Raw genomic sequence first — 14338 nt, forward strand, 5'->3', positions numbered from 1 at the left:
GTGTCACATCTGTGTTTGAAGTTATTGCGGGAATGCTTATATTCAAAATTCTGAGCAAAATCTTCTCCTTTGCTTATAAAACTGATGCGAAAATACGGCATTTTTTATGGTCTAAGAAAATAGTCACCATACCGAGGTTGATTATCCTTTTCTTCGTGCTGCCGGTATTTGCCCTGGTGGATTATATCGGCCTGGCATTTGTCTACATGGTTCCGAAGGTCGTCTGGCCGCCGATCAAGCCGGCCATGACGCTTGAGGAGGCGGTAAATTACCTTGCGGCCAAGACGCTGGCGCCGGGCACGGGATATACAAACCACTTCGTCATCACCCAGCGGCTATTTGCGGAAAGGCCGCTGGAATTCTGGCTGGCGCAGATACCTTTCATCTTTATACTGTGTATAATCCTGATAATCTTTTACCGGACCGGTTGGCCCTATCGCCGACCGGCTCTTTTAATGTCCAGGGAAATCACTCACGGGTCCAGCCGCTGGAGGAAGCCGGGGGAGTTATCCAGGACTCTTGCAAAAGTGGATACGGAAAGGCCCGCAGCAGCGGGGATTGTGGTCGGCAGCGAGGGAAGCACGGCATGGGTGACAAAACCCGATGTGGGGAATCCGCATACCTTCATAATCGGATCTACAAGGTCCGGCAAATCCAGAAGAGTATATATGCCTTCGATCTGGACCATTGGAAATGCACTTCAGTCCATGATATTTTCAGATCCCAAAGGCGAACTTTTTCAGCATACATCATCATGGCTTCGGCAGAAGGGTTATGATGTGATTTTGATAGATTTATTGAGACCATCCAGGGGGAACCGGTGGAACCCTCTGGAAGTGATAAACAGAGCATTGAAAGAAGGTGACGAGGAAGAAGCGGTTAGGCAGGCATGGGAGCTGGGCAATCAGATGGCATGGTCGAAAGGTCCCGGCAATGATCCTATATGGCCTCAAGCGGAAGAATCCCTGATTGCCGCGCTTTTTTTAGCCGTTGCCATGGAAGCTCCGGAAGGACAAAAAAATCCCGCCAGTGCGTACAGCTTGCTTATGGATCTGGGAGCAAACGGCGGGGAGGAACTGGATAATTTCTTCGCCAGGCTTCCTTCCGGCCATCCGGCAAAAATGGCATACGGTACGGCAGGTCTTTCCGAGGAACGCACACGCAGCAGCATATATACGGGGACGGCCGCGCATCTTAGATTGTTTTCCGAAACTGGAATTGCCTGGCTCTGTGCAGAATCAGACCATGATCCCAAGACAGCAGGTCTAAAACCAACAGCCATATTTTTGCTCATGCCGGACGAAGCCGGGGCGAGGAGGGATATTGCGGCAATGTATATAAACCAGGCGTATTCGTCTCTGGCCCAGCTTGCAAGGGACAATGGCGGTAGTTTGCCGGTGCCGGTATGGTTCCTTCTGGATGAATTCGGAAACATCGGCAAGGTCCCGAACCTTGCGGAAAAGCTTACTGTCGCTGCCGGGCGAAACATCCGCTTTGTGCTGGCCGTCCAGGGCATAGACCAGGTGGAAAAGATATACGGAAGGCAGGAGGCAAAAATCGTAACCGGAAACTGTGATACATGGATCTATCTCCGGACGAACGATCCCAGCACAAAGGAAGAAATTTCCAGGATGGCCGGGACCTTTACCGTGAGGACAAAGTCAATGCAGAAAAGAAGGATGGATGTATCCGAGTCTGAGGGCAGCGCCCAGAGATATCTGCTGACGCCGGATGAAGTCGGAAGGTGGCAGCAGGGCAATTCCCTCCTGCTGCAGGCCGGGCAGTATCCGGCCCGGCTCACGCTGCAGGACATATCTGCATGGAAAGCGGCGTACAGGGCTTTCTTCCCCAGAATAGACATGCCGGAGGCAAAACCGATAGACAAAAATAATATATGGCTGCCGAATATATCTTCATGGCCGCAATATAAGGAGGTGATGCGCCAAAGCATAGAACATGGCGAAAGAGATGATTCCAAGGGCAATATTTTAAACAAACTGCATATCTAAAATATTTCAAGGAGGTCTTTTTTTTATGCCAAGTTTTGTAACCGGTTTAAAAAATTTAATTACTGCCGCTACGGGATGGATATCAGGCCTTGCGGCGGTGACGATGGTGCTGATGGTATCCTACCATGCTCTTATGAGATCAACGGCTCAGGATGAGATGGCAGCTACGCAGCATTCAAGAGCTATAGGAAACGTGTTGAAATATGGTGTAATCGTCATAATAGCCAATGTGCTCGTGACGACCATTGTATCGTATTTCTGATACTGTTTCATCGCGGCGGGCTTTCGCCTGCCGCTTATCTTTTCCCAAAAAAGGAGGGTGAACTACATGCTTGAGACTATCGCAAATGCGGTATCGAGTGCGATTCAAAACCTGCTCATCGGTTTCATATCCCCCTGGCTGAATCTCATACAGAAGTTTTTAACCCTGTTCTCCAGCATCAGCGCGCCGATGGACATTACATATCTGCCCTTCATATCCCAGCTCATTTCCTACTGCCAGGCGGTTGCCGTATCTGTACTGGCTTTGCGACTTACATGGGAGGCGTTTCAAATAATGAGCCTTCGGGCCGAAGGAGCGCCGACGGACCCGGGAGGGCTGCTCAAGAGGACGGTCTATTCCGTGGTAGCCATATTCGCCGGGCCGTTTCTGGTCAGCAAAATTATAGTTATAAGCAATAACCTGGCGCTGATGGTTGTGAATTCCGGATTCGGCTTTAATCCATCATCCATGGATTTCGCCACTACACTGGAAGAGGCTTTAAGCCTCGGGGGTTTTCTTGCGGGAGGGGGGACGGCTGTGTTTGCCGCAGCTGGCTTTTTCGGGCTGATAGTAATTGCGGTAATACTCGGGCTTATGTTTATTGTCTGCCTGCAGGCCCTGGCCAGGACGGTGGAAATCACCCTTATCGCCATTGTCGCTCCGTTTATGTCTCTGGGCATTATGGGCGGAGGAGGGACCTTTGACGTATGGTGGAGGGAGATGTTTGTGGTTTCCATGGCCCATCCCGTTCAGATGCTGCTTCTGTATCTTTCGGTGGCGTTTCTGGTCGCACCGGGGGCAACAGCCGCGGACCTCGCCTGGGTGCGCCCGTTTTACTTTCTGGCCTGTCTGTGGGTTACGTTCAAGACGCCTCAGATAGTTCGCAACTACGCCTATTCCACAGGCATAAGAAGCGCCATCGGGTCCGCGGGACAGGCCGCGGTGTGGAATGTCATGTCAAGGCTTAAATTTTAAGAGGGAGGGTGGAGATAAATGGATGATAAAGAATACCTGGTGCCCAGGGCGGTCCGGACCCGGATGGAGTTTTTCCCGGGATTCGGGATTCTGGAGCTTCTGGTGGTGGGGGCAGGTGGAGCCATGGGTTTTCTGCTGCAGTATCTTTTATCTTTTCTGCCTTTTTCGCCGGGGATAAAGCCGTTTATCAAGATCGTAACCGTGACTTTATTCACAGGCGCTCCTTACATTTTTGTGAAACAGGACATGTTCGGCGCAAGCCTGTATACCCAGCTCAAGGCTTTCAGGAAGTGGGATTCAAGGCCGAAAAAGTATCTTTATGTTTTTACAGGGAGGTCCGAAAGATGAATATATCGGCAAAAAAGCAGATGACCGGAATAAAGAAAATGCGGGTTTTTCCGCTGCTCTTCGGGAAGCGAAAAAAGAAAAAGATGGATAAAAACTCTGCTGATAAGGCTAAACAGACGGTGCAGAAGTGGCTGCCGACGGAGGATATAGTCGGCGGCCTGTTGCAGCTTAAGAACGGCCGGGTGGCGGCGGTGATAAAGATAGATCCCACACCGTTTACGCTGCTGTCGGAGCTTGAAAAGAGCCGGAGGATAAAGTCCCTTTACGAGGCTTTCCAGGCCCTTTCTTCCAGAGCGGAAATTTTCTGCATGCCCCGGCCGATTGATCTGGATAAATATTTAACCAGCCTGGAAGATCTGCTTAAAGAGACCGATCCTGGCCGAAGGCCGATCCTTCGGGGGTATTTGAATTATGTCCGTGGTATTGTTTCAAGTGCCGAAGCTACTGAGCGCAGGTTTTTTATACTCATCCCGGAGGAAAAAAGCCGGGCGGACGAACTTCAAAAGAAGGTCCGGGAATTCGTTGCAATGCTTACGAAAGCCGAACTTAAAGCGGAGCAATGCGGCGAAACAGAGGTCCTGGATCTGCTTTTTTGTTTCTTCAATCCGGCGCAGGCGTCTTTCGAAAGACCGGGTATTGTGAGTTCTGCACCCATGATAAAAACGGTAAAGGAGCTGATTTCAGATGGCGTTGATTGATTTAATCGCACCCCCTGCCCTGGGGTTTAATCGATCTGATATTGTGTTTGGTGACAGAATCGGCCAGGTGAAGGTTATACTCAACTATCCGCCCAGGGTCGAAAAAGCCTGGCTTTCAAGACTCGCTAACATGCCGGGCGTGGTGGTAAGTGTACACATGGTCCCCACCGATCCTCTGGAGCTTCTTAAAGCTCTTAATAGAAGCGTCCAGGAATACACCTCAAGACTTGCAGGCGGCGGGGATGCGCTTTCGAAAATCCGATGGGAACAATCCTTAAATGATTCAAAAGAATTGATAAGCAAGATTGACAAAGAGCAGCAGAAGGTTTACAAAACCGCCGTGATAATTTTCATAACCGCCGGGAATCGGGACGAACTTGCCCGAAGGTCCCGGGAAGTGGAGGCGGTCTGCGCCGCTGCCGGTATGCGGGCGAGGACGGCGATTTTCCGTCAGGAGGACGGACTTATGTCGGCGGGACCTTTTGCCGTGCTCCCGGAGGATATTGCGGACTTTGCCTCAAGGGAAATGCCCGCCGAAACCATTGCAGCTTCATATCCCTGGGTTAACACCGGCATAAATCACGGTAGGGGAACCGTTGTTGGCCGTGATGAATCCGGCGGGCTGATACTCATTGACCGCTGGAAGGCTCCCCAGGAGAGCGGAATCACAAACCCAAACATGAATATTCTGGGGACAACCGGCGGCGGCAAATCCTTTGCCGTTAAGACGATTCTTTTGCGCGAGTATGCTTTAGGCGCAAGGATTTTAATTCTGGATCCCGAGCGGGAATATCGAAAGCTGTGCCGGAAACTGGGCGGGGCATGGATAAACGCCGCCGGCGGGAAAGGGAAGATAAATCCCATGGAGGTGCGTCCGGTTCCGGATATAGATCCGGAGGATGAAGAGGAGGTCAAATCCACAAAGGGTCCCCTGGCTCCCCATTTGCAGCGGCTCAAGACCTTCTTTCAGATGTATATGCCGGGTCTTTCGGATATTGAACGGGCGGAGCTGGACGATGCTATATTGAAGACATATACGGATTTCGGGATTACCTGGGATACGGATACCACCGGTATAACCACATGGCCTACGGTGGAGAATGTTTATGACAATCTAAAGAATGAGAGAGTCAGAGCGCTTTTGAAAAGCGCTGTGGAAGGGTCGGACAGCTTTCTGTGGAACGGGCAGTCCTCCATCCCGCCGATCAGCGACTTTTCCGTGCTGGACATCATGGACCTCACGGATGCCAGCGATAATGTCCGGCGGGCGCAGTATTTCAACATCCTGGGTTATGTATGGGACCTCGTTCGTGAAGGCAGGGCAACGGGGAAAAAGACTTTTTTGGTGGTGGACGAGGCGTGGATTCTGGCGGACCCCAACACTCCCCAGGCTCTTACCTTCGTCCGAAATCTTTCAAAAAGGATAAGAAAGTATAACGGAGCTTTGATTATAGTCACTCAGAATATAATCGACTTTCTGGCGCCGGAAATTTCAAGATTGGGCCAGCCGGTGATTACCAATGCAGCTCAGAAATTGTTGATGAGGCAGGAGGGCAAGGACCTTGAGGCGCTGCGGGAGCTATTATGTTTGAGCGAAGCGGAAACTGATCTGCTTGCGAACGCCAAACGGGGTGAAGGACTGCTGATTGCGGGCAACCAGAGGGTCCATATCCACATCGAGGCGGCACCTCATGAATTGGAGCTGATCGAATAATGATTCCGGGATGGGCGATAAGAGTGGGACGAGCCGTAGCAAAGGGGCTGCTGGGAAGCGGCGAGGACGGAAGGAATATATTGAAGGCGGTCGTGTTCATCATTCTGGGCATGATCGCCCTTTTTGTCGCCCTTATTACGGCATTTCCAACGGTACTGCTATACCTGCCGCTGGCGGATGAAGACAGGCTCGGCATGTTTTACGATGTGGTCCGGGATTACGGAAAGGATAAGATAGAGATTCCGTGGGAGGAAGTGGCTGCAGTATGGGGGGCATTATATGACCAGGATTATTCTCGGGTGTCAAGAGCCGGTATTGAGGAATTGGCCGGACATTGGGTGGAAAGACAGGAGGAAAAAGTGAAGGATGAGCAGGGAAAAACTCATACGAAAGTCACATACATTCTGCGCGGCTTTGATGATGTCATGGATGATCTCGGCATGACGGATGGGCAGAAGGAACAGGCCGGAAGACTTCTGATGGGTCTTAAAAGCGGCGGTATTACTGTGCGTGATGGCTGGACTGCTTCCCCTGCGGGCGGATGGCTCTGGCCGGTGCCTGCCGAATATTCTGTCGCTTCCCGGATCACCTGCCCTTATGGTTACAGAATGGATCCTATCGATCATACTCCGTCTTTTCATCACGGCGTCGATATCGGGGTGCCGGAAGGGACTGCCGTATATGCGGTGAGAAAAGGTACTATCAGGAATATTTCGGAAGACCGCATATACGGGATAAATATTACGCTGCAGTCCGGGATGTATATTATCAGATACGCTCATTTGAGCGGCGTTCTGGTGAATGAAGGGGATGCTGTTAAAAAAGGAGAGATTATTGCAAGGTCGGGGAATACCGGCAGAAGTACCGGCCCCCATTTGCATTTTGAAGTGAAGTTTATGGGGAAATATGTGAATCCATTGAATTTTTATTAGATGGGAGGAGTTTACATGTATGCCATACTTGGCAAAAATACCGTTCAGCCCGTTACACGATTGTTAAATGATAAAGGATTAAACGATGCTCCAGTACAAATTGTTGCGAAAGGCGAAGGCCCCAAAGCCCTGGAGGAGGCGGCCAGAATCCCTGCGGATACTTTAATACTGGATGTGGATACGGGCCCCGGATTGGGGCCTGCCGTGTTGAGATACAGACTCAAAAGGCCGGATACGAGGGTAATACTGCTTGCCGTTGATAAAAAGCCCGGTGACAACGATGTGGCCGCTGTGGTCCAGGCCGGCGTCTATGATGTTGTTACCGATGTTGCGTCCCTGAATGAAGTGTTGAACCGGGCGCCGGCAAATCTTTCCGCAGCGGCAAAATGGCTGGACCCTGCACTTTCTTTAGAACAGGGGGAGGAAGTATCAAAGATAATAATTAGAGAAAAAATCATCGAGAAAAAGGTGGCCATATCTCAAAGACCGGTCCTTATTGCAGTGGCCGGTACCGCTCCCGGTGTCGGGACAACTTCCGTTTCTCTTTCCCTTGCGGCTTTCCTGGCCGGGCAGAAATACAAGACTATATATATTGAGGCCGGGGAAGCGAGTATTGAAATTATTACAGGGATGCAAGTGGGGGCGGAACCCAGGCCATTCCGAGCTTATTTTGATGTGTGCAGAGATGTGAATTATATGGATGTGATTCGGATGAGAAGGCATGAATATATCGTTTTAGATTTGGGTGCAGTCAGTCCTGAAAAGCTTCTAAGCACTGATGCTGATCTCATGCTGGCCGTTCTGCCGCCGCTTTCTCGTTTTGAAAGGTCCAGGACATGGATGAATGCCAGTGTATCATTTGTTTGTGGGGAAGAGTCTGTTCTAGAGGCCATGTCCTGTATGGAAGCTTCCAGGGGGAAAAATGTCTTTATACTGCCATATAAAAGCAGATTCCCGAACAAAGATAAAAAGAGCAGTGAATATTGTTCAAAGATCCTGCGAACTGTTTTGCCAGAGAAAAGAATAAATAAATTTTTTTGTTTTCTATAGTTGTATTAAAAAAATTCGTATTTTTTATACGAATTTCCAATTTTCAGGTGATACCTTCGGCTGTAGCCGGAAGTGCCCCTTTTCGAGCGGGCGGGGGAGAGCCTCACGGCCTGAATCATTGTTATATCCCGACGATGGGTTTTGGCAAGAGGCAGCTTTCACTAAGATGAGCATAAATGGCCTCGCCCCGCCAGGGCTAGCTTTCCGCTGGGTGTCTAGAAAAACGTGGATAAAGTTAAACAAGCTTTTCTATTTGTTTTTTCATATTCTTTTTGTGTCTGCCATTCTTCAGAATATTTTTAGTAAAAAGAATCATAAGACAGAACCGCCTTTCACATTTTAAAGATCTTATAATACCTTGCTACAAAGCTCATTAATTTTCTCAAACCAACCTTTTACCTCGTTCCAAGCATTTAAATCTTCGAGATGTTTTTTAGTTATGTCTTTAGAGCATACGAGGAGGCAGGATATTACGGGACTGGGAACCTGGGAGCACTGCGGGAAGAATATAAAGAGTTTACGGAGGGTGCTGGCAAATTTATAAAGGCAATAATGAGTATAAAGAAATGACCCGGCAATAAGCCGGGGACTTTTTTATTTCAAATTGACGAATTAGGGTTGTTTTTGGAGTAAAGAAAGCCAGTTAGCAGGGAATCCCATTAACGAAGGATCTACTTTATCAAATGTTTCAAAAAGCGCTTCTAGATTTATTAAAAATGATGTCCATTTATTATCATCTTTAATTAAATATTTTAGTATGAATACGAGAGCAAATAACTTATCATTTTGTATTCCTAATTTTTTATCTTTTTTTCCTAGTTTAGGGGTAATAGTAAAGCGTCTGTTGTAAAGTCTTCCGTAGTGAGCACATATATTTCTTAAAACGACGAGAGACCTAAGCCATGTTGTAATATAGACAGCGGGAAAGTTATAATACGTCTTAGATATAGTATTTTTATCCTCTTTTTTCATATTATTAAACAGTCTTGACAGTGTACCAAAAGATAAAATTTCAACCGCCACCCATATTGGGAATTTACCGCCGTATTTTTCAATATGGTGTTTTACAAACAACTCTTGCTTATTCCTCTCAATTTCTTTTTGAAGATCAGATAAACATTCTTTGTGGTATACTTCTTTTTCAAAATACTTACTGTCAGTATAACATAAGGGACCATATTTATGAGCTAAATGATATCCTATATGTGTTCTAAACGAAATTTCAACTGTTTCAACTAAATCCAATAACAAGTATCTTAGTTTTTTGTCAAATTCATAAATCTCATAAATGGTATTAAAAGTTACACCAGGATAAAATATATCATTTCTTCTAAGAGTCAAGCTATAGCCGCTTAATCTATAATAACTTACATGTGTCAGAACGTGTTTAGCGAATTCTTCATCTTCGATTATTAAATTTCGTCTTTTTAATAACTCAATTTGTTGTTGGATTGTTGATGGAGGTTTTACAAAGCTACTCATTTTTTAACCTCTAATAAAAAAATGTCTCACCCTGGTCCGCATTGACAGATTTCTCTGTCAAGAGGCGTGGTGAGCTCTGTTGTCTTTATTATAACATTATGAAATAAAAATAGCAAGATTTTTATTAATAGGGAATAACAGTGAATATCTTGAGATAACGGTCAATAACTATTTAAATCATAGAATATGCAGTAAATAAATTAAATTTCTTATTCTAGCGTAATACATAAAAAATGCCGACATTCTTTTAACCTCTGATTATATCTTATTTATAAAAATTTTAAGGTATAATTTCAACTGAGCTTCGATAATTTTTATACGAAGTAGAAAATAAGGAGAGGCTCGGTAACTAGACAAACTTTCCGCCCAAAATCAAAATTTGGGCGGAAAGATTGATGAAGAGAACACATATTCGCTACGGTAGAACCCTTGATATTCGTGACAGAACTATAAATTATAATAAGAATAAGTTATACAGGCACTCGTAATGTGCAGGTCGTGGGTTCAAATCCCACCATCAGCTTCAGAGAACATAAGGCTTCCAAGATTTTTTCCGGAAGCTTTTTTGGTTAGTTTCTACCCGGTATCTAGTATATAAAAAGATATTATTCAAAACCCCGGCCCTGCATCGAGCACCTTCGGGCTCCATGCAAGGCCTGATATTGGGCGCCTCCGCTTTCGGGCATACATTCCAGTGGAAGTGCCTTTTTTAATTGTAAAATCGATATAAATGAGCAACAACAACCACCCCGGCCTCCGGCCGGGAATTAATTCGCCTCACGGCCCCAAGCATTATAACATCCCGGCGCGGGCCTCCGGCAAGGGGCAGGGCTCCGCTTCGCTTTCGCCGCCGTGAGCATAAAGGCCAACTCCCACCCCTCGGGTGGGGGCCCCGCCACCCCGTCCCTAGCGGGCCGGGTCCCCTCCAATTATCCCTCCCCACCCCCTTGCCTTTGCCCTGCCGGGATTTTCTTTGGCAGCCAAGCCGTGAGGCGGCGCCCCGGTAGGGAAGAGGTTGGGTGCTGTCTATAGGGTGAAAGGTCCGAACGCTGAAGGCAGCAGTAACTGTTAGCTTAAGCAAGAGTGCAGCAAACCGCTGATCTGAGGCCCCCCAGCCATAGGTGAGGTTAGTGGTAACTGCGTACAAAACAATGCAAAGTCCTTGCTATCAAAGAGTGGCCAAAGAGTAAATGGGGCGGGTAGAGGGAGGGGAAGGCAACGATCTTAACGGGAAGGCCTGCAGACTATGCGGAGTCAGCGAAGGGCAGAGCATCTGGAACAAAGAGCAATGCATAGCCCGGCTATTGAGGCGCGGCCAGACGATAGATGCAGCAAACGAATAACCTGGACTTATACAGAGCACATCCGACAAGGGAAGGCCTGAGCATCAAGAAAACGGAATTACCATAATACGGATGGCATTTAAACTTACAATTTATAATTTATATTTTATTTATAATTTATTTTTTATTGCTAAAGGCCCACGAAATTCTTTTGACATAAACTGCCTTTTGATATGGCTTGTTAGGCTTTTTATTACATCGTTCTTTGGAGTCGAAAAGCCATCCGTCTTTAAGCATCCCATACTATGTATCCAGACTTTCTTGTCCGAGTTCACAGAAAAATGTGCTTTTTGGCACCTTCATGAAGTTTAAAATGACTTCAATAATATTTTTGATTTTATTAATAATTTTTTCTCCTTACGTCTTAGCTGATGGTATTCTCGATACATATGACGAGAAATTTTATACTTTATGGAATTCGGGAAAAGTGAGCAGTACAGTTCATGATTTGTATTTGGAATGCAAAAGCATTTATTCTACTATAAACGACATAAACAACGATTTTGATTTATCAATATGGGACAAAGAACTGAAGGGTAATTACCTTAGTATGACTACTTATCAATACGTTTCGTGGAGTGATTCTCTTTTTTATTTTTTGGTTGTAGGTCATGAAAATTTACATAGATATTTAAAAGAAATAAATATAAATAAAGTAAACCCAGAAGAAAAAATAGTTTTAGATATGTCAAGAGAAATATATACAAAAGCTATTGGCAACCCTTACCTCGATATAATCGGAAAAGACTTGCTTGATGTTAGTAATCGTCCAGTAACATCTTCAATGGAATTTGGAGAATTTCAGAAAGAATTAAAGAAACAAGCTAGAGAGGCTTATAACAATTATATTAAATTTAAAAAGTTAAGGGATTCGCTTCCGGTATGGTTTGTTCAGGAAAGTGAAGACGTTGGTGGCGAAATAGCAAAGACTATGGCTGAAACTTTTGCATTTCCGGTTATTGATGAAGCAGCAGGTTTTCCTGTAACGACTGTTGTAGGTACTTCCATTGATGTTACAGTCGCTGCTTACAGTGCATATAAAGCTGCCACAGCTAAGACGGCGAAAGATAAGACGATGCATACTATTGCTGCTGTAATAGGTATAACCAGTATCGTTACAGGCTTAATTATGGGAAGTGGGGTTCTTATTATCGCGGGTGCGATAGTAAGTTTGGGTCTTATAGCAACACAAGCTTTCCTGGAAAAAACAGCAGTGAAAGCTGTAGATAAGATAGAAAATAATGTGTTGCCTGACTGGGGTAAGACCGTGGATGATATATTGAAAAAATAAATTATCTTAACCTAAGTGACATTTTCATAGAAACATTTCAGGGTGACATTATCACAGAAAAACTACAAAAAAATTTGCCGATAACTCTTGCATAAAATGGGGATTGATGCTATAATATCATTTGCAAGTTCAGTTTTTGAACTTGTTAGACAATCTTATGATTTCGGGACGATTCCGGTTCCCGGCACCAGATACGTGGGCGCTTAGCTCAGTGGGAGAGCACTTCCTTGACGCGGAAGGGGTCGTAAGTTCAATCCTTACAGCGCCCACCATTTTATTTTTACTTGCTTTTAAGATTATTTTTATGTAAATATATGGAATTGCTCCCTCGGATTTTTTGTATATGGTATGAGCCATAAACATATAATATTTACAAAAGAAGAGGGAGTGGTTCCGGTGCAGCTTTTGTCTATAGGAGTAATCGAACCTGTAGAAGGTTTTGAAGATAGATTGAAGCTGGAATTTGACCTTATAAAAGAGGAAGGCATTCAAATAACGCTTAAAAAAAATACCAGAGGGCATGTCCTTTATTATTTTTGCCATATAGACGATGAAAATTTATTGAAAGGCAATTACAACGGACTCAGAAAAATGTTTTTTCACTGTGTGGCCAATGCCCTGTCGGATATTATAATAAATTTCTGGGAGCCCAGGATAATTAAAAAAATAATAAAAGATAATTATTTTTATTTTGATAAGGCCGAGCAGGAGAAAATCTATGAATATACGGAAGATATCTTAAATTTTAACGAAGCTCATGGAAAAAAACATTTGTGTTATCAAATAAAGCGAAAAACCTTTGTGTTACATAAAATACTGGAGTATATTAGCAGTAATAACACTATAATCCTTGACGGTTTCATCAAATTCAGGCTAAAGGACTATATCGACCAGCTGGAAGAAGCAGTAGATAAAGCGATAGATGAATACCTGATGGAGAAGGAATACAAGGAGTTTATAAAACTGCTGAAACTCTTTGTGGACCTACAAGAACCCAAAAGGGATCTGGTCAATGTAGTGATTCAGAACGGTGAATTTCGGCTGCTGGATGACAGGATGAACCTTATAGAAAAAGATAAGAGCATGGATTTGTTCGCACAAGAAAATCTCGATGTAAATTTGGATGACATCCTGGTAAGCACGCTGATAAATATGGCACCGAGGAAAATTGTGATCCACGGTTTTCTTGGAAAAGAGAAGAGTGAAGTCGTAAACGCACTTCACAACATTTTTGAAAACAGGCTTATATTCTGCAACCATTGTGACCTTTGCCGCAATTTGAAACCTTTGAAGACCAAGTAGGAGCTATTTTAGCTCCTTTTTTGCTGGTTATTTTCAAGGAACTGGTTATTTTCAAGGAGATGTGATATATTAAAAAATGTGTTATTAGTTTCAGGGAAGACAGGGAAGAAATATGAACTACTTTCAATTTTTAACCATGCCTTTAGTAGGAGCTCTTATAGGCTGGTGGACTAATCTTTTGGCAATAAAACTTCTCTTCAGACCTATAAAACCGGTAAAAATTCCACTTTTGGGCATACAAGTCCAGGGCCTTATTCCGAAAAGGAGGTTGGATATTTCCAGAAATATAGGCGAAGCTTTAGAAGAGGAGATTTTATCTCCGGATGACATAGTAAACCGTTTAATTTCCGACAAAAATAAAGATCAGTTTCTCGCCTATATAAGAGATGTTGTTATAAAAAAGGTCTACGAGAAGTTGCCCTCATTTATTCCTCACGGGTTTAAAAGTTCTATTGCAGAATACCTGGGGGATATTATAGACCGCCATGGTGGAGATGTTTTTGATGAACTAAAAAACTCTTTACTTCAAAAGGCCAAAAACGAGGTAAGGCTTAAGGAAATTGTGGAAGAAAAAATAAATTCTTTTAATCTGGAACAGCTGGAAAACCTGATAATAAAATTATCCAGAAAAGAGTTAAAACAAATAGAAATACTGGGTGGAGTCATCGGCTTTTTTGTGGGTGTTATACAGGCAATCGTTTCGTTTTATATGAACTTATTAATGTAAAATACATGTAAAATACCCGCAGGCTTGACATTCAGCCGATGTTAGAATTATAATATTAAAAAATCTTATATAGAAAGCAATGAGGAGAAGAGTAAGTTTATGATTTCTCAAAGAGAGGGGCTGGAAGCTGCGAAGGTCCTGGGAATAGTAAGCTGAAGACCACCTCCGAGCTGAAAAGGTTTGCCGCCTTAAAGCTAAATGAGTT

Annotated in this window: 13 protein-coding genes and 1 tRNA gene; 13 read left to right on the plus strand and 1 reads right to left on the minus strand. The window is 44.7% G+C overall.

Annotated features, from left to right (window positions below):
* The first annotated feature begins 11 nt into the window (after nucleotides 1–11).
* The 8 genes from ACKX14_RS05295 (at nucleotide 12) to ACKX14_RS05330 (ending at nucleotide 7988) form a co-directional block, all read left to right on the plus strand.
* Entirely contained in the window at nucleotides 12–2009 is a 1998-nt protein-coding gene (locus tag ACKX14_RS05295) for a VirD4-like conjugal transfer protein, CD1115 family (RefSeq protein ID WP_422445381.1), read from the plus strand.
* Nucleotides 2010–2034: 25 nt separating this feature from the next.
* Complete coding sequence (locus ACKX14_RS05300) at nucleotides 2035–2271, plus strand: hypothetical protein (RefSeq protein WP_422445383.1); 237 nt, start codon at nucleotides 2035–2037, stop codon at nucleotides 2269–2271.
* A gap of 66 nt (nucleotides 2272–2337) precedes the next feature.
* Nucleotides 2338–3246 (plus strand): conjugal transfer protein TrbL family protein, encoded by a 909-nt coding sequence (locus ACKX14_RS05305; protein ID WP_422445443.1) that lies wholly within the window; start codon nucleotides 2338–2340, stop codon nucleotides 3244–3246.
* Between the two features lie 18 nt (nucleotides 3247–3264).
* A complete protein-coding gene (locus ACKX14_RS05310) occupies nucleotides 3265–3594 on the plus strand; it encodes a hypothetical protein (protein WP_422445385.1) in 330 nt (109 codons plus the stop codon).
* Nucleotides 3591–4292: a hypothetical protein gene (locus ACKX14_RS05315; protein WP_422445387.1), complete on the plus strand. Its 702-nt coding sequence runs from the start codon at nucleotides 3591–3593 to the stop codon at nucleotides 4290–4292. The genes ACKX14_RS05310 and ACKX14_RS05315 overlap by 4 nt, the downstream gene beginning before the upstream one ends.
* Nucleotides 4279–6006: a VirB4 family type IV secretion system protein gene (locus tag ACKX14_RS05320; protein WP_422445389.1), complete on the plus strand. Its 1728-nt coding sequence runs from the start codon at nucleotides 4279–4281 to the stop codon at nucleotides 6004–6006. The genes ACKX14_RS05315 and ACKX14_RS05320 overlap by 14 nt, the downstream gene beginning before the upstream one ends.
* A complete protein-coding gene (locus ACKX14_RS05325) occupies nucleotides 6006–6938 on the plus strand; it encodes a M23 family metallopeptidase (protein WP_422445391.1) in 933 nt (310 codons plus the stop codon). Before ACKX14_RS05320 ends, ACKX14_RS05325 begins: the two co-directional genes overlap by 1 nt.
* A 15-nt stretch (nucleotides 6939–6953) precedes the next feature.
* Nucleotides 6954–7988 (plus strand): hypothetical protein, encoded by a 1035-nt coding sequence (locus tag ACKX14_RS05330; protein WP_422445393.1) that lies wholly within the window; start codon nucleotides 6954–6956, stop codon nucleotides 7986–7988.
* A gap of 612 nt (nucleotides 7989–8600) precedes the next feature.
* Here the strand turns inward: ACKX14_RS05330 and ACKX14_RS05335 are convergent.
* On the minus strand, nucleotides 8601–9470 hold the full coding sequence (locus ACKX14_RS05335; RefSeq protein WP_422445395.1) for an Abi family protein: 870 nt from the start codon (nucleotides 9468–9470) through the stop codon (nucleotides 8601–8603).
* Nucleotides 9471–10660: 1190 nt separating this feature from the next.
* On the opposite strand from ACKX14_RS05335, the gene ACKX14_RS05340 reads away from it, so the two are divergent.
* From ACKX14_RS05340 to ACKX14_RS05360, 5 genes are all read left to right on the plus strand, one after another.
* Entirely contained in the window at nucleotides 10661–10813 is a 153-nt protein-coding gene (locus ACKX14_RS05340) for a hypothetical protein (RefSeq protein WP_422445397.1), read from the plus strand.
* 313 nt (nucleotides 10814–11126) lie between these two features.
* The gene (locus tag ACKX14_RS05345; protein ID WP_422445401.1) at nucleotides 11127–12104 is read left to right on the plus strand and encodes a hypothetical protein; all 978 of its coding nucleotides are present in this window, start codon (nucleotides 11127–11129) and stop codon (nucleotides 12102–12104) included.
* 197 nt (nucleotides 12105–12301) lie between these two features.
* A tRNA-Val gene (locus ACKX14_RS05350) sits at nucleotides 12302–12376 on the plus strand.
* A gap of 124 nt (nucleotides 12377–12500) precedes the next feature.
* Entirely contained in the window at nucleotides 12501–13406 is a 906-nt protein-coding gene (gene ytxC / locus ACKX14_RS05355; RefSeq protein WP_422445403.1) for a putative sporulation protein YtxC, read from the plus strand.
* A gap of 112 nt (nucleotides 13407–13518) precedes the next feature.
* Entirely contained in the window at nucleotides 13519–14133 is a 615-nt protein-coding gene (locus tag ACKX14_RS05360; RefSeq protein WP_422445405.1) for a DUF445 domain-containing protein, read from the plus strand.
* Nucleotides 14134–14338 lie beyond the last annotated feature (205 nt).

Origin of the sequence: Thermorhabdus hydrogeniformans, assembly GCF_049310025.1 — a bacterium.
Classification (GTDB): Bacteria; Bacillota; Thermosediminibacteria; order Thermosediminibacterales; family Tepidanaerobacteraceae; genus JBJYKD01.